The organism is Apilactobacillus xinyiensis (assembly GCF_019656235.1).
Taxonomy (GTDB): Bacteria; Bacillota; Bacilli; order Lactobacillales; family Lactobacillaceae; genus Apilactobacillus; species Apilactobacillus xinyiensis.
Window position 1 is genome coordinate 18431 of sequence record NZ_BPLL01000016.1, and the last position, 21296, is coordinate 39726.

Here is a 21296-nt window from a genome sequence, read left to right on the forward strand (position 1 = left end):
TTACATAACTAATTAACCAAAGGAGAGAAGAACATGAATACTTTAGAAATTAAAAACTTAAGTAAGTTTTATGGTCGTACTAAAGCTTTGCATAACATAACTTTTGATATTAAACCTGGATCTATTCTAGGATTAATCGGACCTAACGGAGCCGGAAAATCAACTATTATGAAATCAATCGTAGGTTTAACCAACTATTCAACTGGTAGCATTTTGGTAAATAATGAAAAATTAAAAAAAGGTTCCCGTAAGGGACTTAAAAACGTTGGTTCTATGATTGAAACACCAGCTTTATATGGTCATATGACAGGATTACAAAATTTAAAATTATTTAATGATGGTTCGACTTCAGATGCTGAAATCAAAAAAATTATGGATGAAACTCAAATTTCTTCTTTCGCCAATAAAAAAGCTAAAAATTATTCTTTAGGAATGCGTCAACGTCTAGGAATTGCAATGGCATTACTTAATCATCCTAAATTACTTATTTTAGATGAACCTATGAATGGACTAGACCCTCAATCTACTCATGATTTGCGTGATCTTTTGCTAAAACTATCTAAAAGAGGCATTAGTATTTTAATTTCTAGTCACTTATTAGATGAATTAGCTCGTATTGCCGATTACTATGTAGTTATTAATCATGGAAAGTTAGTTAAACAAAGTGATGCTAAATCATTCCTATCAGCTGATAATGCAGTTATTAAGTTGGACACTAACAATAATGATAATGGTTTAAAGGCTATTCAAAATGCTGGATTAGATGCTCATATTGTGGATCGAGACATTGAAGTAAAAGATGAAGGTAATGCTCTTAATACAGCACTAAAAGCGTTAGTTGATGCTAATGTTGACATTACAAACGTTCAACGTCAACAAGAAGACTTGGAAGAATCATTGCTTAATCTTTTAACTAAAGATAAGGGGGACAAATAATGTTTACACTTTTAAGACAAGAACTATATAAACAAATTCATGGAAAGTTTTATATTGGATGGGGAATGATAATGTTCCTATTTGCTATGTTAATTGGTTGGGCATCTAATAAATATAATATAATGTCTGGCGATGTTTATATGACCAGACTTTCTAACAGCATTCAAATTATTTTAATTGCTATGGTAGTGTTTGTAAGTACTATTATTTCAAATGAATTTGCTTCTGGAACTATTAAGAACCTGTTATCTAGACAATATTCAAGATTACAAGTTTTCCTTAGTAAATTAATCACTATCTTGTTTATGTATGTTTATTTGATAGTTATAACTTTCATTTCCACATATATCGGTCGAATGATTTTCTTTAAGTCTGGTCACATAATTTGGAAACAATTAGGTACTAACTTAGGATCATATTCATTATTCTTATTACTAATCGCATCTGCAGCATTGTTGATAAGTAATGTTGCTAAGAGCGGTGGTGCTGCAATCGGAATTGGAGTTGCCTTTATATTCGCTTCACAAATAATCAGTCAACTATTATCAATTTTAGTTTCACACTATCACTGGTTGAAATGGAATCCTTTTAACTTTATGAATGTTAACTTTCAATTAACCATGCCTAACATCGATAAAATAACTTTACTATCTAATAATCAAATGATTTTAGGTACAGTTGCTTATTCAGTATTATTCATTTTCATAGCTGGATTCATTTTTAAAAAACGTAACGTTTAATATTTAAAAGCTTAACTATTAGAATTGGTTAAGCTTTTTTACTACATATATCGAAATGTTGATAAAAATATGCAACATGGTAGAATACTTAGATATAAGACCATTAGGAGGTCAAAAGATTGCTAAATTTATTAAAAGAAGAGTTCAATCCTAAGAACAAAAAAGTTTTTGCTGCTATGGCTGCATTACTAGCTTTATTTGTAATAATATTAGGTGTTGGAATAAAGATTACCAGAGTTCTAGGAGGCGTTAAATATACTACTAGTTTAGGTAACGCGACTAGTCTACTAACCATCTTTATGGTCATAATTGCATGTACTAGAATTTCTGGAAAAGATAATTTGCAAAAGATTAGTGAAAATTCAATTAATCACAGTCGTTTAAGTATTTTTGCTGCAAAACTATGTTCAATCTGGTTATCATATTTAATTTTAATAACTATAAACTTTGTAATGGTAATCATTATGAAATTTATGTTATTTAGAAAAACTGATTTAGACGCTGCTATTTTTACTAAAATGTTTAGTGCAGCAGGTGGTAACTTAGTTTACGAATTTTTACTGATTTCATTCGTTTTAATGGTTTGTAGTCGTATAAAAGATAGCTTCGCTTCAATCGCTTTAGGTATTGCAATGATTTACATTACACAGGTGATTGCAGGTATCTTCATGATTGTACTTTACACAAATCGTGCACTTAGATGGAATCCTTTTAACTTTTTCTTTGTTGAAAGAGAAGTGGTAACTCCTCTAACCCACATGATGACCAAATTACACGTTGATCAAATGATTTGGGGTTCGTTAATTTATGGTTTATGTTTCTTAATAATTGCCTACATACTTTTTGAAACTAGAAAAATAGCCTCAAAAAATAACGCAGCATAAAAATTATTTTGAATAAAAATTTGACATGTTAAATTTTTAGGTCTATTATTTTGTTTAATTTAACAATACTTTTTCAAAGACAAAGTAATCAAAATGCATTTACAGGGAGAGAAAACATTAACTGGAAGTTTTCTCAGTGCTTATTTTGACTAACTACCACTTTGATTAATTTAAATTGAAGGAAATGTCAATTCAGGTGGTTCTGTTAAAGACCAACAGAGATATTTATTATCATTTGAAATAATAAATAATTTGGGTGGAACCACGTCTAAAAAGTTAAACGTCCCTATTGCCTTTTCGGCAATGGGGGCGTTTTTTGTTGTTAAAAATATTTGAATTTAAGAAGGTGTATAGTTATGGCAAAGAATTTAGAAAGAAAATTAAGCACTCGTCATATGCAAATGATTGCACTGGGCGGTACGATTGGTGTTGGACTATTCATGGGGGCTAAATCAACCATTGGGTGGACTGGACCATCAGTATTATTAGACTATGGAATTGCTGGAATTTTTCTTTATATGATAATGAGAGCTCTAGGAGAAATGCTATATGTACATCCTATAACGGGTTCCTTTTCACAATTTGCTAGCATGTATATGCACCCTGTCTTCGGTTATTTAACTGCTTGGAGCAATGTATTTCAATACATAGTAGTTGGGATGTCAGAAGTGATTGCGATTGGAACTTATATGGAATATTGGTGGCCATCGCTTCCAAATTGGATCCCAGGTATTATCGCAATTGTCTTTTTATGTATTGCTAATCTAATATCAGTTAGTGCGTTTGGCGAATTAGAATATTGGTTTGCTTTAATTAAAGTTGTAACTATCATTGCTATGATTTTAGTTGGTCTCGTATTAATTGTATTTGGTTTAAATGGAATTGGACCTACAGGTATTTCTAATATTTGGAGTCATGGTTTCTTTACAGGTGGTGTTAAAGGATTTTTCTTTGCTTTAGCAATTGTTATTGCATCATATCAAGGAATTGAACTAATTGGAGTTACTGCTGGTGAAGCTGAAAATCCTAAACATACACTTGTTGAAGCTATTCAATCAACAATTGGACGTATTTTAATCTTTTACATTGGTGCTATTTTTGTTATTTTAAGTATTTATCCTTGGGATAAAATTAATAATATTGGATCACCATTTGTTGAAACTTTTGCTCAAGTTGGTATTACAGCTGCAGCTGCTATTATTAATTTCGTTGTAGTTACAGCAGCTCTATCAGGCTCTAATTCTGGAATTTACAGCGCTAGTCGTATGACTTACTTATTAGCCTCAGAAAAAGAATTACCTAAGAAATTTTTAAAACTTAATCTTCATGGGGTTCCCTACTATGCAGTAATTAGCATTTCAGCAGGAATTTTAATGGGATTAGTTCTAAACGTTATTTTACCAATGTTATTTAATGGTGCAGATCAAATTTTCGTTTACGTTTACAGTTCAAGTGTATTGCCTGGAATGGTCCCTTGGGTAGTTATCTTAATTTCACAAATTGAATTTAGAAAACAACATCCTGAAGAATTAGAAAATCATCCATTTAAGATGCCATTTTCTCCATATTCAAACTATATTACATTAATTTTCTTAGCAATTACTTTAGTTTTCATGTTCTTAAACGATGCAACTCGTATTCCACTTATTATCGGAATTTTATTCTTAATTGTTATGACAATTATTTATTTTGCCAAATACAACAATAAACAACATGATGACGGTTTCAAAAATTAGACTATAATTGCAATTTGTTGACAAACATTTCAATATCATTTAATATTTTACAAATAATTATAAAGACCATAATTAACAACCTAACTACTTTCAGGGATGAAAGTTAAAACATTGCTGAATGTTGATTGCTAATTAGACTTTTATTATTTCTAATTTTTGTTGACATACTTCCTATTAACGAACAATAAGCAAAAAAAGTGTTTTTAAAAAACATCCCTAGTACAATGGCTGTTGAGGGGTGTTTTTATTTTATTAATTTTAAGGAAAAGATGGTGATTAGTTTTGGCACAAAAACAAGAAGACTTTGAAAGAAAATTAAGTACCCGTCATATGCAAATGATTGCTTTAGGGGGAACAATTGGTGTTGGTTTATTCATGGGGGCTAAGTCAACCATTGGGTGGACTGGACCATCAGTATTGCTAGCATATGGAATTGCTGGATTATTCTTATACCTTATTATGCGTGCACTTGGTGAAATGTTGTACGTAAATCCAGTAACTGGTTCTTTCTCACAGTTTGCTACCGAATATATGCACCCGGTATTTGGTTTCTTAACTGCTTGGAGTAATATATTCCAGTGGGTTGTGGTAGGAATTTCAGAAATGATTGCAATTGGTACATACATGCAATTTTGGTGGCCTAGTTTACCTAGTTGGGTTCCTGGTATAATAGCTGTACTATTTCTATGTTTAGCTAACTTAATTTCAGTTAGTGCGTTTGGTGAACTAGAATACTGGTTTGCTTTAATTAAAGTGGTAACTATTATTGCCATGATTTTAGTTGGTTTAGTAATTATTGTATTTGGATTTAATGGTATTCACCCTACTGGAATTAGTAATCTATGGACTCATGGATTCTTTACTGGTGGAATGAAAGGTTTCTTCTTTGCCCTAGCAATTGTATTTGCATCATATCAAGGAATTGAATTAATTGGAGTTACTGCTGGTGAAGCTGAAAATCCTAAAAAATCCTTGGTTGAAGCTATTCAATCAACAATTGGTCGTATTTTAATTTTCTACATTGGTTCTATCTTTGTAATGTTAAGTATTTATCCATGGGATAAAATTACTAAGATTGGTTCCCCATTCGTTGAAACATTTGCCCAAGTAGGTATTACTGCCGCAGCTGGTATTATTAACTTCGTAGTTTTAACAGCTGCTTTATCTGGATCTAACTCAGCTATTTACAGTTCTAGTCGTATGTCATACCTACTATCATCAGAAGGACAATTGCCAAAATGGTTCAGCAAAATGAACCGTCATGGAGTGCCTTTTATCTCTGTAATCTCCATTGCATCTGGAATTTTACTAGGAGTACTATTAAACGTAATCCTACCAATGTTCTATAAAGGTGCTGACCAAATCTTCGTTTATGTTTATAGTTCAAGTGTATTGCCTGGAATGGTACCTTGGGTAGTTATTCTAATTTCTGAAATTCGTTTTAGAAAACAACATCCTGAAGATTTGAAAAATCACAGTTTTAAAATGCCATTCTCTCCATACTCAAACTACTTAACATTAGCAGTTTTGGCATTAACCCTTGTATTCATGTTCATTAATAATGAAACTAGAATTCCATTGATTATTGGAGTTATTTTCTTAGCCGCAATGACCATTTTATTCTTTACTAAGTTTAACAATGGTAAAAATAAAACAATGGATAAATTAAAATAATTATTATCAAAAAGAAATGAAATTTTTATTTCATTTCTTTTTTTATGTTATCTTATAACTAAGAACTAAAATAAAAATAACAAAGAAGTGAATTATATGAAAAAAAGAACATCATGTACTGCTATTTTAGTTGGTAAAGATGCCACTGTTGATGGTTCAACTATTATAGCTAGAAATGAGGATGGGTACGCGCCAATTGGTCCTAAAAAATTTGTAGTTCACAATGCAAAAACAGAAGCTAATGGTTACTTTGTATCGCCTACGACTGGTGTAAAAATCCCTTTACCAGCACAAGCAATGCGTTATACTTGTGAACCTAGTGATGAATCAGATAATAATTTATATGAAGAAGCGGGTATTAATGAAAAAAATGTAGCAATGTCTGCTACCGAAACCACTTTTACTAACCAAAGATTTTTAGGATTTGATCCTTTAGTGGATGATGGTTTAAATGAAGAAGGTATGGTAAACGTAGTATTGCCATTTATTAGTTCTGCTCGAGAAGGTGTGAAAAGACTTGGCAGTTTAATTGAGCAATATGGAACTGGTGAAAGTAATGGAATTGCTTTTTCTGATAATCAAGAAGTATGGTATTTAGAAACTGCCGGTGGTCATCATTGGGTGGCTCAAAGAATTCCAGACGATGCCTATGCTATCGCTCCTAATCAAGTTAATATCCAAAATATTGATTTTTCGGATACAGATAACTTTATGTGGGATAAAAATTTACCTGACTTTGTAGAAAAATATAACCTAAATAAAAATCCGGAAAGTTTTAACTTTAGAAATATCGTGGGTACTAATTCAGAAAGTGACATTTACTACAACACTCCACGTGCTTGGTATGGGCAAAAACTTTTTTCACCAGAAGTTAAACAAGCACCTACTAGCCGTGATATTCCATTTATCCAGCGTGCTAATCGCAAACTTAGTGTTGAAGATGTTGAATACTTCTTATCATCACACTACCAAGAAACTGAATATGATCCTTTTACTAATCCAAAAGAATTAGATAAGCAAACTTTCCGTTCAATTGCTTTGGATCGTAATCAAATTTCTCATATTTTACAAATTAGAAATAACGTAGATGCTAAATACGCTGCGATTGAATGGGTAGCAATGGGATTTTTTGCATACAGCCCATATGTTCCTTTCTATGCTAATATTGAAACAACCCCTATCAACTATCAAAAAGGTGATAGTGAGGTAAGCATGGAAAGTGCCTATTGGATGTATAAAACTTTATCGGTTTTAGTTGAACCTCATTACCATGAATTTATAAATGAGGTCAATCAATATCGTGAAAATTGTCAAGCATATGCTTTAGATCGCATTAACAAAGTAGATAATCAAATTGCTAAAATGTTAAGTGATAGTGACGAAGCAATCAAAGATAAGTTAACTGCTGAATCAATTATTACTGCTGATAGTATTACGAATAAAACTAAAGCTTTAATGCAAAACTTAATTAAAGAATCATTAAATCTTTCTAAAATAACATTTGAAAGTGGCGATAATCTATAAATATAACTTGACATTTATAGGTTTAAATATTAAAATTTTATAGTTAATTATGAGAAACATTTAATAAATAAGCTTTTAGAACAATCTAATTACTTGATTGTTCTTTTATTTTGATAATATGTATAGGAGATTCATTGATGAAAAATTTTTGGAAACGTATGAATCATAAAGAAAGTCCTAGTGTGTATGAAAATAAAGATTCACATTTGGTTAGATCGCTAACTACTAAAGATTTCATTTCATTAGGAGTCGGTACTATTGTTTCGGCCGCTATTTTTACTCTACCTGGAATTGTAGCCGCTAATAATGCTGGTCCAGCAGTAACTATTTCATTTTTATTAGCTGCCGTTGTAGCAGGATTAGTCGCATTAGCTTATGCTGAAATGGCTTCAGCAATGCCTTTTGCCGGTTCTGCTTATTCATGGATTAACGTTATTTTTGGTGAATTTTGGGGATGGGTCGCTGGTTGGGCCCTATTAGCTGAATACTTTATTGCCGTCGCGTTCGTTGCGGCAGGTTTATCAGCTAATATTAGAGGATTAATTTCTCCGTTAGGGATTAATCTTCCTACTTCACTATCTAATCCGATAACCACTAGTGGTGGATTAATTGATATTGTAACTGTAATTGTCATTTTACTAGTAGCTTGGTTACTATCTAATGGTATTTCTAAAGTGGCTAAAGTGGAAAATGTTTTAGTATTGTTAAAAGTTTTTGCAATAATACTATTCATTGTGGTAGGTTTAACTGCTATTCACATTCAAAATTACTTACCATTCATTCCAAAGCCACGTATAAACCCTGATGGAACTCATTTCGGTGGATTTGGTGGAATTTATGCAGGAGTATCTGTAATCTTCCTATCTTATATTGGATTTGACTCTATTGCTGCTAACTCAGCAGAAGCTAAAAATCCACAAAAAACAATGCCTAGAGGTATTATTGGTTCATTAATCGTTGCAGTCGTATTATTTGTTTCAGTTTCATTAGTTTTAGTGGGAATGTTTAAGTACACTAATTACGCTAATAATGCTGAACCAGTAGGATGGGCCTTAAGACAAAGTGGGCATGAAATTACTGCTACAGTAGTTCAAACTATTGCCTCTGCCGGAATGTTCACCGCCTTAATTGGAATGATGTTAGCCGGTTCCAGATTGCTATACTCATTTGGTCGTGACGGTATGTTACCTAAGTTTTTAAGCAAACTAAATCATAAACATTTACCTAACAACGCCTTAATTGTATTAACTGTTATTGGTGTAATAATTGGATCCTGTTTATCATTTCAATTCTTATCTCAATTAGTATCAGCTGGTACTTTAATTGCCTTTATGTTCGTTTCATTAGGCATTTATTCTTTAAGAAAACGTGAGGGTAAAGATATTCAAGTTCCTGGATTTAAGATGCCATTTTATCCAGTCTTGCCAGCATTGTCATTTTTAGCTTCCCTATCAGTATTCTGGGGACTAGATAAAGATGCTAAAATTTATGCCCTAGTATGGTTCATAATTGGAGCTATTATATACTTTGCTTATGGAATGCATCATTTTAAAAAAGAAGAAAAATAAAATAACTACAAAATAAAAAAGAACCTTGATGTTTTCAAGGTTCTTTTTTGTATTTACACTATAATTTTTTGAGCTCTGGAACTTTTAATTTTACAATAACTAGCGTAATTGCTAGAACAATTCCACTGAAGAAGAATACCCCATTATATCCAAAGATAGTAGATATATAACTTCCCATCATCGAACCAATACAAATACCAATTGCTTGAGCACCTTGGTTTAAACTAAAAGCCATTCCAGTCGACTCTTCAGGAGTTCCTTTGGCCAATAAAGTTTGTACTGATGGAAATAATGCTGCATTAGCAATTCCATTTAAAAATCTAAGGATTCCTAATGACCATACTCCCGCTACAAAGCCTTGAGGAGTTATAAATAAAATCCCCACAATAAATCCTAAGAATAGGATAAAGTGAACGCCCTTACGATCACCCATTCTACCAAATAATGGGGCTGTCATTACCATTGAAATTCCCGGCATAGCCGAAATTATACCAGCTACTACAGAAACATCACCCTGATTATGCATGAGTTCTTTTACGAACAATGTAATGATTGGATAAATCGCATTTGTCACAATTTGTAAAGCGATAGATATAAAAAACATCCAAGCTACAAAATGTGGATTAGGAAAGTATTGTAAAAAGTTATACCATTTACGTTTAACATTCGTTCTTTGTAAATTAGGTTTATACTTTTCTTCCACCATAAAAAATACCAAAATAAAGAATAAAAATAATATAATTCCAGTCAAAATAAAAGTTAACCTAATATTTAGTATTTTTACTAAATATCCACCAAAAATAGGTCCAATTAGAAATCCACTAGTATAACCCGTTGACAATACACTAAGTGCATATCCAACTTTTTTACGTGGTGTACTAGTTGCCACTAGTGCAATTGAGTTTGGAATAACTCCATCAAAAAAACCTTGCAGTGCACGTAATAAAATGAATTGCCAAACGTTAGTACAAAAAGCCATTAAAAATATAGTTACAGCTGAACCCAACGAGGTTTGTAATACTAAACGTTTTCTACCATGACGATCCGCAAATCTTCCCCACATTGGAGAAGTAAAAATAACAATAAAGAATGATATTGCATATACAATTCCGCTTAAAATAGATAGTTGGTTTTTATTAAAAGAACCTAGTTGAACAATATATAACGGCATAAATGGAATAATTTCATTAAAAGCCACTCCTGTAATAAAAGTCCCAAACAAGAGTACCCATAAATTACGTTTCCAATAAGAATTGTCTTCCATATAAAAGCCTCCTTTCAAAATAAAAAGCAACCGACTTAATGCAAAATCAGTTGCTCTAATACCTAAATTTCTTGGCCATTGCTATTTATCATAACTAGCGAACCATCATCTTGATGGTTTTCAAACTTACGATGTAGAAAAGAAATGTATAAGTCAATAAAATAACCAAGGGTCATTTCTTGATGAAAATAAGTTTTTGCACCGCGTTTTATTTCGTTAAAGCGAGCAACATAAGTATCAATATCATCTTTTAAAAATTCTGTATAACTTTTTAAACAACTGTATAAACCACTGTTAACATCAAAACTATCATGATAAGCAACGTATAGCATATCACTGTGTTCTTGAGTACTGTAAATCATTGACTTAATGTCATCTTTATCAAATTCAGTAGCTGGTTTACCCAACATCGCTACTGAAAAATCAGCGCTTGCAAGTTCATGAATATGTGAATTATGTTTTATCATTGTTAACCATCTCCGTGATTTATTAGCCTAATTTTTTTCTAATTTCTGGAACTCGCCACTCTAAAAGTACTAAATTAATAAATAGTAAAATTGCTGTAAACACAAAAACACCACTATAATCAAAAATATTGGAAATATAGCCACCCATCATTGATCCAATAACGGCACCAACTGCTTGAGCAGCTTGATTTAAACTAAATACCATTCCAGTGGATTCAGACGGCGTAATTTTTGCCAGAATTGTTTGTATAACTGGATAAATAGCAGCATTGGAAATTCCCACTAAAAATCTCAGTACACCTAACATAATAACACTAGTTATTATACCTTGGGGGAAATAAAACACGATGGAAAAAATAAAACCATATATAAGTATTTTATTGGCACCTAATCGATCACCCAATCTCCCCCATAAAGGTGATGAGATAAACATTGCAATTCCTGGTAATGAAGAAATAATTCCAGCTACAACTGTAATTGAACCATGCCCATGCATTAATTCTTTAACGAATAAACTAATAATTGGGTAAATAGAGTATAAACCAGCTTGAACAATGATTGTAGAGAATAATAACCAACCTACTATTTTTGGATTAGGAAATTCTCGTAAGAAATGAAAATCAAACATGGAAGGTTGATTTTTTAGCTTTTCTAAATTAGGTGTAAAACTTTCATGTACCATCGTTAAACTAAGTATAAATGATACAAATAATAATGCTGCAGTAATAAAAAATGTAATTCTAATTGAAAATAAGCTAGCTAAGAAACCACCCAAAATGGGGCCTATTAAGTTACCACCTACATAACCAGTGGTAATAATACCTAATGCATAGCCTTCTTTTTCTTTTGGCGTTTCAGCTGCCACTAATGCCGTAGCGTTAGGAATTACACCAGCAAAAAAACCTTGTAAAGCTCTTAAAGCAATTAATTGCCAAACGTTTGTAACCAATCCCATTAAGCCTAAAGAAATTGCTGAACCAATAGTAGTTTGTAACAACAATCTTTTTCGTCCATGGCGATCTGCAAAACGACCCCACATAGGTGCCGTAACTGCAACCACCACAAAAGTAGCTGCATAAACTGTTCCACTAAGAATAGATAATTCGCCACGTCCAAAATGACCTAAAGAACTAACATATAATGATAAAAATGGAATAACTTCACTGAACCCCATTCCGGCAATAAACGTTCCGAACCAAAGAACCCAAAGATTTTTTTCCCAATTTTTATGCTGTACCATTAAATGAATTTACCTCTTTCCAGACATTAAATTTGTAAATAAGTCTTAAATAATAAGTTTTTATTATATCATAACTATTTACGTACTTTTAAATAATTTTTAAGTAGGTATTTAAATCCAATAAACAGGTAAGTTAGCAATCCCATAGCAGTTAAAATATAAGCAAGATAATCTATTAACCCTTTTACTAAAGTTATTTTTATAGTCTTAACTCCCTTACTAACATTCTTAATGGTTATAACTTGTTCTTTATCTAAATAGTAATTAACCTTTTTGCCATTTAAAGATACATTATATTGCTGACCCTTATATCCTATAAATGGTAGATGCAAACGTTTCTTCAAGGCATCATTATTAAATCTTAATTCTCCATTACCATTCGCATTAAAGATAATTGGATTTTTTTCTTCGTCATATCCAGTATGATAATAAACATCAATGTATCGCATTAAATTACTCTTTGGTACATAATCTGCAAAATCTCCAGTATCAATATCAGTTACTTTAATATGTTTACCATTATCAATACGGTAAGAAACAAGCCTGTTATTTACCACTTTGCTTCCCCAAGATGAGAAGTACGCAGTGTTCATAGTTCCCCATTGATTGTATAAATTCATACATAAAATAGCTAATGCAGAAATAGCAAAATAAATTTTCCAGTTGGACATACTTTTTAAAACTATTGAACCCATTACCGCAATTAAATATGAAGTAGTTAGCAAGGCCAATATCATAAATCTGGTAGGAAATTGAATTACGCCGACTGGAGTATGATCTAGAAGGTGCCAAGGAATAATTCGCGAACTCAATATTGTGATGATTACAGTTACTAAATAAATTTGTTTATTAATTTTACTAAATTTTTCAAAGAAAAATATCCCTAATCCCATAATGATAAGCACTTGTACTAAACCATTCTTTTCGATATACATAGTAGATTCTGGGAAACCTTGCAAAGTTTGAAAATGCGGTTTATTAATTTGATTAAACCATTCTAGTCTAACTATCATTAACCAATAAAAAGCATTAGTACATAATACTAAAAATGATATTTTTAAAATATTGAGATAGTCCACTAATTTAAACTTATGCACATTAAATAAAAAGAATATAAAAACAAATAAAGAAGCAAAAACAAACGTTAAAATGTGACTCATAAAAATCAAGGTGAGTCCAATAGCTAGTTCAATATACTCATTTTTTTCTATAAAATTGAGTGTCCCAAACAGCACTAACGGTAAAAATAAATAAGCCGTAATCAAACCCAAATCTAGCAGTCCAAAGTACCAATTAATAATTGGCATCGCTGTCATAAAGATAAAGGCAAATACATAACTAACTAAGAATTTTTTAGTATACTTTTGGCACGTGTAATAAGCAATATTTAAACCGATAAAAATTTGAAATATAAAGTTAGCGTATAAAAGTAACCAAGTATTTTTGATAAAAATTGACAAAATACTAATCGAAACTAAGTTCAACTTCGGATAAAAACTCATTACAGCTGATCCCATCGTTGAATTTAAATCATAATTGCTAAAAATATTGTTTTTAAATGTAAGGAATCGTTGCCAATGAAATGGGCCATCATAACCAAAAAGCCAGAAACGACAAACAAATAAGATTAAACATGTCATTACTGCAATTAAAAAAAATGAAGCAATAATTATCGTATTTTTGATATATTTATTTTTTAAATAATTTACCATAACGTTCTCCTAAAAAGCTGTGATATAAACTATAATAGTTTACCATTTAGAAAAAAAATTAGGTAGAACCTTTTTAGTAAAAAATTAATTCACGTTATAAAATATTTTTTTAAATAGTTTTTGATTATTATTACCGAATAATCGTCCTACTCGAATATCATTATTAGTAACGTTTTTGTTTATATATTGAAGGTAAACAATTCTTTCAGTTAAATGATCAGTACTAAAACGACTACTTAACTTAATTGTTTGATTCTTATTTTGTTGCATTTCTTTGGCTTCATTTACAAATGAAATGGAAGGAATTACATAACGGTTAACTTGATTAAAAATAGTTACAGTATGATTTACAGATAAGATCAAAAAAATAACTCCAACAAACAACAATTTTGGTATTAAATTATTATTAAAAAAGCCATTACTACAAAGTCTCATTAAACATACAACCGTTAAATAAATTAGAATAAAATACACTGGATATATATACCTAGAAACAAAAATAGGCCTAGTAAGATAAGAAACTAACATTCCAAAGCCAAAAGTCAGTGAATATACACAAAAAATAGTTAAAATTGAATTTTTAAAATAGCGGTTTAGATTTTTCATTGAACAAAAAACAATTATAGCTAAACAAATCCATAAAATAATGGAAGACCATAATGCTCCATATATGCAATTGTATATTCCAAAAAAACTTTTTAACAATCCATTCCATCCACTACTTTTAATCCAGTAATCGTCATTTACCCTCTTAACTTGACTAATTGCTACGAAAAGCCATGGAATAAATAAACCCAAAAAAACCAATATAGATTTAGCAATAGTTTTAGCAGTGACAAAGTTTTTAATCATTATAAATTTAAAACAATATAAAACCAGTAAAAAGCCAGCAGAAACGGCCGCAAAGTAATGGGTATAAGCAGCAAAAGCGGCAAATAAAATCGACAAAATCAAATTGCCACTTTTTTGAGATTTATAATAACGAATCAATTGATCAAACTCAAGTACGATAAATAGTGTTGCCAAACTATACATTCGTATTTGAGTTGCATAAAGTAATATATTAGGCATCAATAAAAACAAAATCATTAAAGTCGATTGATTAAAGCAAACATCCATCTTGCGCATCGTCTTATTTAAAATTAATAATGACATTGCTGTGGTTATTAATGAAAACAACCTTGCGAAAATAACTTTTACAAAAAAGCTGTCACTCCAAAAAGTGGTAATGTTTAAAAATGCTTTTAATATTAAGTAATACAATGGTGGATGAACATCCATTGAATCAATTTTTATAATATTTAGATAATCATTATGCACCAAAGACATTGTAAAACTCTCATCTTTCCAAAGACTAACATGCATAAAAAACAATATTTCTATAAATATAAATATTCCTAAATAAAAGTGCACCTTACTTTTACTATTCATTTTCAAATCTTCCTTAAATATGTATTTTAACAATAAAAAAAGCCGTTATAACGGCTTTTTTGTGTTTAAATTAGTGAATGTAAATTGTAACTAGCGTAATGAAACCAAAAACAACTCCAGGAACGTTAGAAATTATAATTGGCCAATCACGATAAGTTTTAAACCATCCATAAAAAGTCCATAGTGTAGCATTAATTGTAGCAACTAATGGTTGAATGGGTCCAACTGGATTCCCACTGAAATTTTGAATGATTTGTGGAATGTATGAAATGTACATTAGAGAACATGTCAATATAGCAATTTTACTCATTAATTTTAATCGTTTAATGCGCTTTTCACTAACTTCTTTACGTTTATCTTTGGGAACATAATTATCAATTTTCAACTAAAAAATCTCCCTTTCGGTTAATAAAATTAGATAAATGTATATAATTTATACTTAATTTAAATAAATATATTTAGTAAATATTATAACATATGTCCAGTTTATATCATTTATTTTAAACTCTATTCAATTTTTTATAAAAAATGATTTGACAATTTATAAAATTAGTTTTATTGTTATTAACAACAAATTAAAAACAAATGAGAATTGCTGAGATAAAGAAGAGTAATGATAAAATCATTTTAAGCGAGCTTCGTTAGGTGCAAGGAAGCAAATGATGAGTCATGAAAATCCCTTTTGAGCTATGTACTGAAAAACACTTATAAAGTACATTGGTAGCACCCATTATAGTGCCGACGTATTATTTAGTACGTTTTAGATTAATTTATTGGTATTTGTTTAATATACAATAATTTAGTGAATATAAGGTGGTACCGCGTTTAATGACGCCCTTGGTCTAATTGTAGACTAAGGGCGTTTTTTGTTTCAGTAATTTTTTAAGGAGATGGTTATATTGGATAGTCCGATTCCGATTAATATAAAAATAAAAATTTTATCAAAAAACAATTCCTGGGAGGAAATAATTTATGAACGAAGTAAAAGATTTAAACAGTAAACCGTTATCAGTTAAAGAATATTTAGTCGTAAGCTCACTACTCTTTGCCCTATTCTTTGGTGCAGGTAATTTAATTTTTCCATTGCATTTAGGTCAATTAGCTGGTGGTCATTGGTTGTTAGCAACACTAGGTTTCTTATGTACAGCTGTAGTATTACCTTTATTATCAGTTTTGGCAATTAGTGTTACCAGATCTAAAGGGGTTTATGACATTGGGTTGCCATTAGGTTCCGGATTTGCCTTAACTTTTATGGTTTTAATCCATGCAACTATTGGACCACTATTTGGTACTCCTAGAACTGCTACAGTTCCTTTTTCCGTTGGAGTAGAACCATTATTGCCAAGCAATTTAAGTCATGTTGGATTATTAGTATTTTCCGGATTATTCTTTTTAGTTGCGTTTTTGCTATCATATAAAGAATCTAACATCATGAAAAGTGTTGGTAAATTATTAAATCCATTATTCTTATTAATGTTATTTGCTGTATTCTTATTAGCATTTCTTTCACCAATGGGATCAGCAAGTAGTCAAGTTGCAACTGAAGCATATCAAAACGGTAGTTTCTTTAACGGATTTTTACAAGGTTACAATACTATGGATGCCTTGGCCGGATTAGCTTTTGGAGTAACAGTAGTTACCGCAGTTAATCAATTAGGTAAAACTAGCGCTAAAAGTAATGCTAAGGTTACCGCTAAAGCTGGTGTGCTTGCTACTGGTTTGATTGGTGTAATCTACCTAGTACTAGTTTGGATTGGTGCAACTACCCTTAATAAATTTAAACTATCAGCTGACGGTGGAGTTGCTTTTAATCAATTAATGGGTCATTACATGGGAAGTGTGGGTCACGCGTTACTAGCTACCCTACTTACTCTAACTTGTTTAACTACTGCTGTTGGTTTAGTAGCTGCATTTGCTCAAGATTTCCATAAACATTTTCCAGTTTTAAGTTACCGTGTTTGGTTAGGTTTAATGTGTTTAGCATCATTTACAACTGCAAACTTTGGTTTAGATACTATCATCCAATGGTCTACTCCAATGTTAATGTTCCTTTACCCATTTGCTATGGTATTAATCTTATTGTCAGTATTTTCACCATTATTTAACAGAGATTCATATGTATACTTTTTCGTAGTCGTATTTACTACTGTTCCAGCCTTATTCGATATGGTTGGTAGTTTCCCTCCAGTTGTTTCACAAAGTGCATTCGGTAAAGCTTTAGTAAGTTTCCAACAAAGCTATCTTCCATTTGCTAGTGCTGGAATGGATTGGGTAGTCCCAGCCATGGTTGGATTAGTAATTGGATTAGGTTTCCACTTCTTTAGAAGATCCAATGTTTTAAAAACTGCAAAATAAAATTTGACATAAATAATTAAAGTTGCTATATTTATATAAATTATTAAATATAAACGACAAGCTATGAAAAAGCGGAGTAATGATAAATTAATTTCAAGAGAGTCCTTATAAGGTGTGAACAGGATAAATGATTTATACATGAAAGTATCTTTGGAGCTATATACCGAAATTTCAGTAACGTATATTGGGTACACCCATTATTGTGTCAACGTATTATTTAGTACGTGAGAGATAAATTTATTTTAAATTTATAATTATAGGTGGTACCGTGCGAAAGCATCCTTAATCTTTGCAGATTAAGGATGCTTTTTTATTTTCATAGCAAAAAGGAGATGATGACTTGAAATATAACGTGAGTAAATAAAGCCACTAGAAAACATATAAAACAATACACAATGGAGGTTTCATTAAATGGAAAATACACAAGACTTAAACAACAAGCCATTATCTATCAAGCAATATCTACTTATTAGTTCACTACTTTTCGCTCTATTTTTCGGTGCTGGGAACTTAATCTTCCCCATTCATTTAGGACAACTAGCCGGTTCTAATTGGATCAGCGCAGCTTTAGGTTTTTTATGTACAGGAGTGTTATTACCACTACTATCAGTTTTAGCAATTAGTATTACAAAGTCTAATGGAGTTTTTGACATTGCCAAACCCTTAGGTAATAAGTTTGCCATTATTTTTATGATTTTAGTTCATGCTACTTTAGGGCCCCTATTTGCTACACCTAGAACTGCTACGGTTACTTTTGCAGTAGGTTTTCAACCTATGATTCCTGCTAAATATTCAGGAATTGCTTTATTAATTATTTCAGCATTGTTCTTTGCTGCAACATATATGATTTCATACAAAGAAAATAATATTACAAAACAAGTTGGAAAAATATTAAACCCTATTTTCTTAATTTTATTATTCATCGCATTTTTACTAGCTTTCTTACATCCAATGGGTAACGCTGGAATTCAAAGCATCACCCCAGCTTACAAAAATGCTTCATTCTTTAACGGTTTCTTAGAAGGATACAACACTATGGATGCGCTTGCTGGTTTAGCATTCGGTGTTACCGTTGTTACCGCTGTTAAACAATTAGGTAAAACTTCACCAAAATCAAATGCTAAAGCAACTGCTTGGGCTGGTATACTATCCGAAATCTTAGTTGGAATTATCTATGTAATTTTAATTTGGATTGGTGCTACATCCCTAGAGTTATTTAAAGTAGCTTCTGATGGTGGGCCTACTTTCAACCAATTCATGACCCACTATCTAGGATCAACTGGAAACGCCCTATTAGCCACTTTATTAACATTAACTTGTTTAACCACTGCTGTTGGTTTGGTATCTGCATTTGCTCAAGATTTTCATAATCATTTTCCTAAAATTAGTTATAGACAATGGTTAGCAATTAACTGTGGATTATCATTTATAATTGCTAATTGTGGTCTAAATACCATTATTCAATGGTCTACCCCAGTTTTAATGTTACTTTATCCATATGCCATTTTCTTAATCATTTTGTCTATCTTTTCACCTTTATTTAAAAAAGATTCAATTGTTTATGTAATTACAATTATATGCATTACAATTCCTGCCTTCATGGATATGTTGGCATCTCTACCTGCATATGCAATTAATAATAGCTTTATGCAAGCAATTATTAATTTCCATAATACCTATTTCCCATTTGCTGAATTAGGCATGGATTGGGTTATTCCTGGAACCATTGGTCTAATCATTGGACTAATAATTCATGCATTTAAACATAAAAAGTAAAATAAAAAGAGTTGCCATTTATTTGGCAACTCTTTTATTTTGAAATTATTTCTTTAAGTTAGAAATACTTTCCTTAGCTTTACCTGACATTTCAGCAGCTTTACCCTTAGCTTTACCTGACATTTCAGATACTTTACCTTTAGCTTGTCCGGCTGCATCTTGAGCCTTGTCTTTTACGTCGTTGGCAGTTTTACTTACCTTGTTTTTGATATCATCAAAATTCATAATAACATCTCCTTTGAAATTAGTTATACCACTATGATAAATATCTTTCAATTATTTAAAACAAAAAAAAGCTAAAATTAAGTATTTTAGCTTTTTCTTATTATTTATTTATATTCATTGCGTATGCTGTTTCTTCTTTAATTAAACGTTCTTTTTCTTTTTTGTTAAACCAAGGTGAAACTGTAAACGCTAAAACGTCGTTGGCTACATATACACAACTGTTTATGAACATTGCTAGTGTAGCTGAACCTTGTCTAAATGAAATGTACCATAACACTAGTTGAGCAATTCCTGAAGCTAACCACCAAAAGTATTGATTGTTATATCTTAGGAAACAAATAATTCCTGCAGTAAAGCAAATAGCAAAACTCATTGCATCAACCCATGGTCTAGGATCGTCAGTCAATGCTCCAATTAAATATCCTGAAATTAAGAATACGACTAGTGTGGATATTAAAGAAATAACCCAAGTCTTAGCAGTAAACTTACGAATTTTAGATACCATGTTGACATTCCAGTTTGCACTAAGTAATACTGGAATATCTAAAGTTAATATATAGGCAACTTGTTCTCCAATGCTCAAATAATTCTTAGCTGAAAAACCTACTATTATAAAACAAAGACCAGATAAAATTCCTAAAACACCATTAATAGATTTAGCAGCATTAATTGCTAAAACACAGAGAACTCCTAAAGTTGTACCAATAAAAGTTAAAAAAGACAACCATGTGATTGGAGCATTTACTAACGTCATGATTTGGCAACCTAAACTAAAGAAAAATAAGTAATAATTTTGTTGAGGCCAACCTTTTAATTGGTGACCTAAAAATTTGAAGTATGCTGTCAATGAAAAATCCTCTTTTCAGATATTATTCTATTGTTATTTAGCACACTATATGTACGTACATTTAAAGTGTCTTTAAAAAAACAACACTATATATTGTACATACCCAAATATAAAAAGTAAATGATAAATTTAACTTTATAAAATTATTGATATATTTTAGTTATAGTGGTATAAATATTTTTTGGAGATGATATAGATGGAACATTATTACTTAGTTGTAATAAAAATGATTTTAGCTATTATTTTATTATTGATATATAGTAGAGTTTCTACTAGTCGTAGTATTGCGCCGGCTACTCCTACTGACCAAATATCTAACATGGTTGTTGGTGCTATTGTTGGTGGCAACGTGTTAAGTCCAGACGTTTCAATCTTAGAATCTGTTTTAACCATGGGACTTTGGACAATTTTACTATTAGTAATTAGACTGCTTAAAAAATCTAATCCTAAAATTAAACAGTCTATTGATGGATCAGATTTAGTATTAATGTCTGATGGAAAATTTGATGTAGATAAATTTGAAGAAGCTAAAATGCCAATGGATCAATTAATGCATAGTATTCATTTACAAGGTATTAATTCACTAGAACAAATTGATGAAATTATTCTCACTGCTGGCGGTAGTTTAATTGTTAACACTAAAAAAGATAAAGATAATTCTTTATTGGTTATTTCTCGTGGTGATATTTTAGAAGATCATCTAGAAAAAGCTGGTAAAGATAGAAACTGGTTGAACCAAAAACTACAAGAGCATAATGTTAAAAATGTTGAAGACGTATATATGTGTGAATATTTTGATAATGATATTAATTTAATAATGAAATAAAAAAGGAATAACTAAAGTGAAGTGCCTTAAAAAAGTTAGACAATTATTACTAAATTAAATATTTAATTTCATGGAATGATTTCGATATTCA

18 protein-coding genes and 2 other annotated features are annotated in these 21296 nt (G+C 30.9%); of the genes, 10 read left to right on the top strand and 8 right to left on the bottom strand.

Annotated features, from left to right (window positions below; all coding sequences use genetic code 11):
- The first annotated feature begins 33 nt into the window (after positions 1 to 33).
- The 7 genes from K5Q11_RS04815 to K5Q11_RS04845 all read left to right on the top strand — a co-directional run bounded on the left by K5Q11_RS04815 (position 34) and on the right by K5Q11_RS04845 (position 9062).
- Positions 34 to 936: an ABC transporter ATP-binding protein gene (locus tag K5Q11_RS04815; protein ID WP_220751498.1), complete on the top strand. Its 903-nt coding sequence runs from the start codon at positions 34 to 36 to the stop codon at positions 934 to 936.
- Entirely contained in the window at positions 936 to 1676 is a 741-nt protein-coding gene (locus K5Q11_RS04820; RefSeq protein WP_220751500.1) for an ABC transporter permease, read from the top strand. Before K5Q11_RS04815 ends, K5Q11_RS04820 begins: the two co-directional genes overlap by 1 nt.
- 119 nt (positions 1677 to 1795) lie before the next feature.
- Positions 1796 to 2560 carry a hypothetical protein gene (locus K5Q11_RS04825; RefSeq protein ID WP_220751503.1) on the top strand — a complete coding sequence of 255 codons (765 nt, stop codon included), beginning with the start codon at positions 1796 to 1798 and terminating at the stop codon, positions 2558 to 2560.
- Positions 2561 to 2916: 356 nt separating this feature from the next.
- Complete coding sequence (locus tag K5Q11_RS04830) at positions 2917 to 4296, top strand: amino acid permease (protein ID WP_251067916.1); 1380 nt, start codon at positions 2917 to 2919, stop codon at positions 4294 to 4296.
- A 330-nt stretch (positions 4297 to 4626) separates the two neighbouring features.
- Positions 4627 to 5970, top strand: a complete 1344-nt coding sequence (locus K5Q11_RS04835; protein ID WP_220751532.1) for an amino acid permease — start codon at positions 4627 to 4629, stop codon at positions 5968 to 5970.
- Positions 5971 to 6066: 96 nt separating this feature from the next.
- Positions 6067 to 7494: a C69 family dipeptidase gene (locus tag K5Q11_RS04840; protein WP_220751505.1), complete on the top strand. Its 1428-nt coding sequence runs from the start codon at positions 6067 to 6069 to the stop codon at positions 7492 to 7494.
- 137 nt (positions 7495 to 7631) lie between these two features.
- Positions 7632 to 9062, top strand: coding sequence for an APC family permease (locus K5Q11_RS04845; protein WP_220751507.1), 1431 nt, complete (start codon positions 7632 to 7634; stop codon positions 9060 to 9062).
- Between the two features lie 58 nt (positions 9063 to 9120).
- Here the strand turns inward: K5Q11_RS04845 and K5Q11_RS04850 are convergent, their stop codons facing one another.
- From K5Q11_RS04850 to K5Q11_RS04875, 6 genes are all read right to left on the bottom strand, one after another.
- Positions 9121 to 10326 (bottom strand): MFS transporter, encoded by a 1206-nt coding sequence (locus K5Q11_RS04850; protein ID WP_220751510.1) that lies wholly within the window; start codon positions 10324 to 10326, stop codon positions 9121 to 9123.
- Positions 10327 to 10388: 62 nt separating this feature from the next.
- Positions 10389 to 10793, bottom strand: coding sequence for a hypothetical protein (locus tag K5Q11_RS04855; RefSeq protein ID WP_220728604.1), 405 nt, complete (start codon positions 10791 to 10793; stop codon positions 10389 to 10391).
- 22 nt (positions 10794 to 10815) lie between these two features.
- Positions 10816 to 12033, bottom strand: a complete 1218-nt coding sequence (locus tag K5Q11_RS04860) for an MFS transporter (RefSeq protein WP_220728605.1) — start codon at positions 12031 to 12033, stop codon at positions 10816 to 10818.
- A 74-nt stretch (positions 12034 to 12107) separates the two neighbouring features.
- On the bottom strand, positions 12108 to 13745 hold the full coding sequence (locus K5Q11_RS04865; protein WP_220751512.1) for a putative glycosyltransferase family protein: 1638 nt from the start codon (positions 13743 to 13745) through the stop codon (positions 12108 to 12110).
- 84 nt (positions 13746 to 13829) lie between these two features.
- Positions 13830 to 15176, bottom strand: a complete 1347-nt coding sequence (locus K5Q11_RS04870) for a glycosyltransferase family protein (RefSeq protein WP_220751514.1) — start codon at positions 15174 to 15176, stop codon at positions 13830 to 13832.
- 70 nt (positions 15177 to 15246) lie between these two features.
- The gene (locus K5Q11_RS04875; protein ID WP_082605238.1) at positions 15247 to 15486 is read right to left on the bottom strand and encodes a SemiSWEET family transporter; all 240 of its coding nucleotides are present in this window, start codon (positions 15484 to 15486) and stop codon (positions 15247 to 15249) included.
- A 278-nt stretch (positions 15487 to 15764) separates the two neighbouring features.
- Positions 15765 to 16018 (top strand) — a binding site (T-box leader).
- Positions 16019 to 16148: 130 nt separating this feature from the next.
- On the opposite strand from K5Q11_RS04875, the gene brnQ (K5Q11_RS04880) reads away from it, so the two are divergent.
- Complete coding sequence (brnQ, locus tag K5Q11_RS04880; RefSeq protein WP_220751516.1) at positions 16149 to 17531, top strand: branched-chain amino acid transport system II carrier protein; 1383 nt, start codon at positions 16149 to 16151, stop codon at positions 17529 to 17531.
- A 54-nt stretch (positions 17532 to 17585) separates the two neighbouring features.
- Positions 17586 to 17818: a binding site (T-box leader), on the top strand.
- Between the two features lie 124 nt (positions 17819 to 17942).
- On the top strand, positions 17943 to 19307 hold the full coding sequence (gene brnQ / locus K5Q11_RS04885; protein WP_220751518.1) for a branched-chain amino acid transport system II carrier protein: 1365 nt from the start codon (positions 17943 to 17945) through the stop codon (positions 19305 to 19307).
- Positions 19308 to 19352: 45 nt separating this feature from the next.
- On the opposite strand, the gene K5Q11_RS04890 is transcribed toward brnQ (K5Q11_RS04885), so the two are convergent.
- A complete protein-coding gene (locus tag K5Q11_RS04890) occupies positions 19353 to 19532 on the bottom strand; it encodes a hypothetical protein (RefSeq protein WP_220728610.1) in 180 nt (59 codons plus the stop codon).
- Positions 19533 to 19632: 100 nt separating this feature from the next.
- A complete protein-coding gene (gene pnuC / locus K5Q11_RS04895; protein WP_220728611.1) occupies positions 19633 to 20379 on the bottom strand; it encodes a nicotinamide riboside transporter PnuC in 747 nt (248 codons plus the stop codon).
- A gap of 196 nt (positions 20380 to 20575) precedes the next feature.
- On the opposite strand from pnuC, the gene K5Q11_RS04900 reads away from it, so the two are divergent.
- Positions 20576 to 21205: a DUF421 domain-containing protein gene (locus K5Q11_RS04900; protein WP_220751520.1), complete on the top strand. Its 630-nt coding sequence runs from the start codon at positions 20576 to 20578 to the stop codon at positions 21203 to 21205.
- The last annotated feature ends 91 nt before the right edge of the window (positions 21206 to 21296 follow it).

What these genes read in the sequence shown, in the direction of transcription:
- K5Q11_RS04820 (WP_220751500.1), top strand. Translation starts at nt 936, where the DNA reads ATGTTTACACTTTTAAGACAAGAACTATATAAACAAATTCATGGAAAG.
- K5Q11_RS04855 (WP_220728604.1), bottom strand. Translation starts at nt 10,793, where the DNA reads ATGATAAAACATAATTCACATATTCATGAACTTGCAAGCGCTGATTTT.
- K5Q11_RS04870 (WP_220751514.1), bottom strand. Translation starts at nt 15,176, where the DNA reads ATGAATAGTAAAAGTAAGGTGCACTTTTATTTAGGAATATTTATATTT.
- K5Q11_RS04840 (WP_220751505.1), top strand. Translation starts at nt 6,067, where the DNA reads ATGAAAAAAAGAACATCATGTACTGCTATTTTAGTTGGTAAAGATGCC.
- brnQ (WP_220751516.1), top strand. Translation starts at nt 16,149, where the DNA reads ATGAACGAAGTAAAAGATTTAAACAGTAAACCGTTATCAGTTAAAGAA.
- K5Q11_RS04815 (WP_220751498.1), top strand. Translation starts at nt 34, where the DNA reads ATGAATACTTTAGAAATTAAAAACTTAAGTAAGTTTTATGGTCGTACT.
- K5Q11_RS04890 (WP_220728610.1), bottom strand. Translation starts at nt 19,532, where the DNA reads ATGAATTTTGATGATATCAAAAACAAGGTAAGTAAAACTGCCAACGAC.
- K5Q11_RS04875 (WP_082605238.1), bottom strand. Translation starts at nt 15,486, where the DNA reads ATGAGTAAAATTGCTATATTGACATGTTCTCTAATGTACATTTCATAC.
- K5Q11_RS04865 (WP_220751512.1), bottom strand. Translation starts at nt 13,745, where the DNA reads ATGGTAAATTATTTAAAAAATAAATATATCAAAAATACGATAATTATT.
- K5Q11_RS04835 (WP_220751532.1), top strand. Translation starts at nt 4,627, where the DNA reads ATGCAAATGATTGCTTTAGGGGGAACAATTGGTGTTGGTTTATTCATG.
- brnQ (WP_220751518.1), top strand. Translation starts at nt 17,943, where the DNA reads ATGGAAAATACACAAGACTTAAACAACAAGCCATTATCTATCAAGCAA.
- K5Q11_RS04860 (WP_220728605.1), bottom strand. Translation starts at nt 12,033, where the DNA reads ATGGTACAGCATAAAAATTGGGAAAAAAATCTTTGGGTTCTTTGGTTC.
- K5Q11_RS04900 (WP_220751520.1), top strand. Translation starts at nt 20,576, where the DNA reads ATGGAACATTATTACTTAGTTGTAATAAAAATGATTTTAGCTATTATT.
- K5Q11_RS04850 (WP_220751510.1), bottom strand. Translation starts at nt 10,326, where the DNA reads ATGGAAGACAATTCTTATTGGAAACGTAATTTATGGGTACTCTTGTTT.
- K5Q11_RS04830 (WP_251067916.1), top strand. Translation starts at nt 2,917, where the DNA reads ATGGCAAAGAATTTAGAAAGAAAATTAAGCACTCGTCATATGCAAATG.
- K5Q11_RS04845 (WP_220751507.1), top strand. Translation starts at nt 7,632, where the DNA reads ATGAAAAATTTTTGGAAACGTATGAATCATAAAGAAAGTCCTAGTGTG.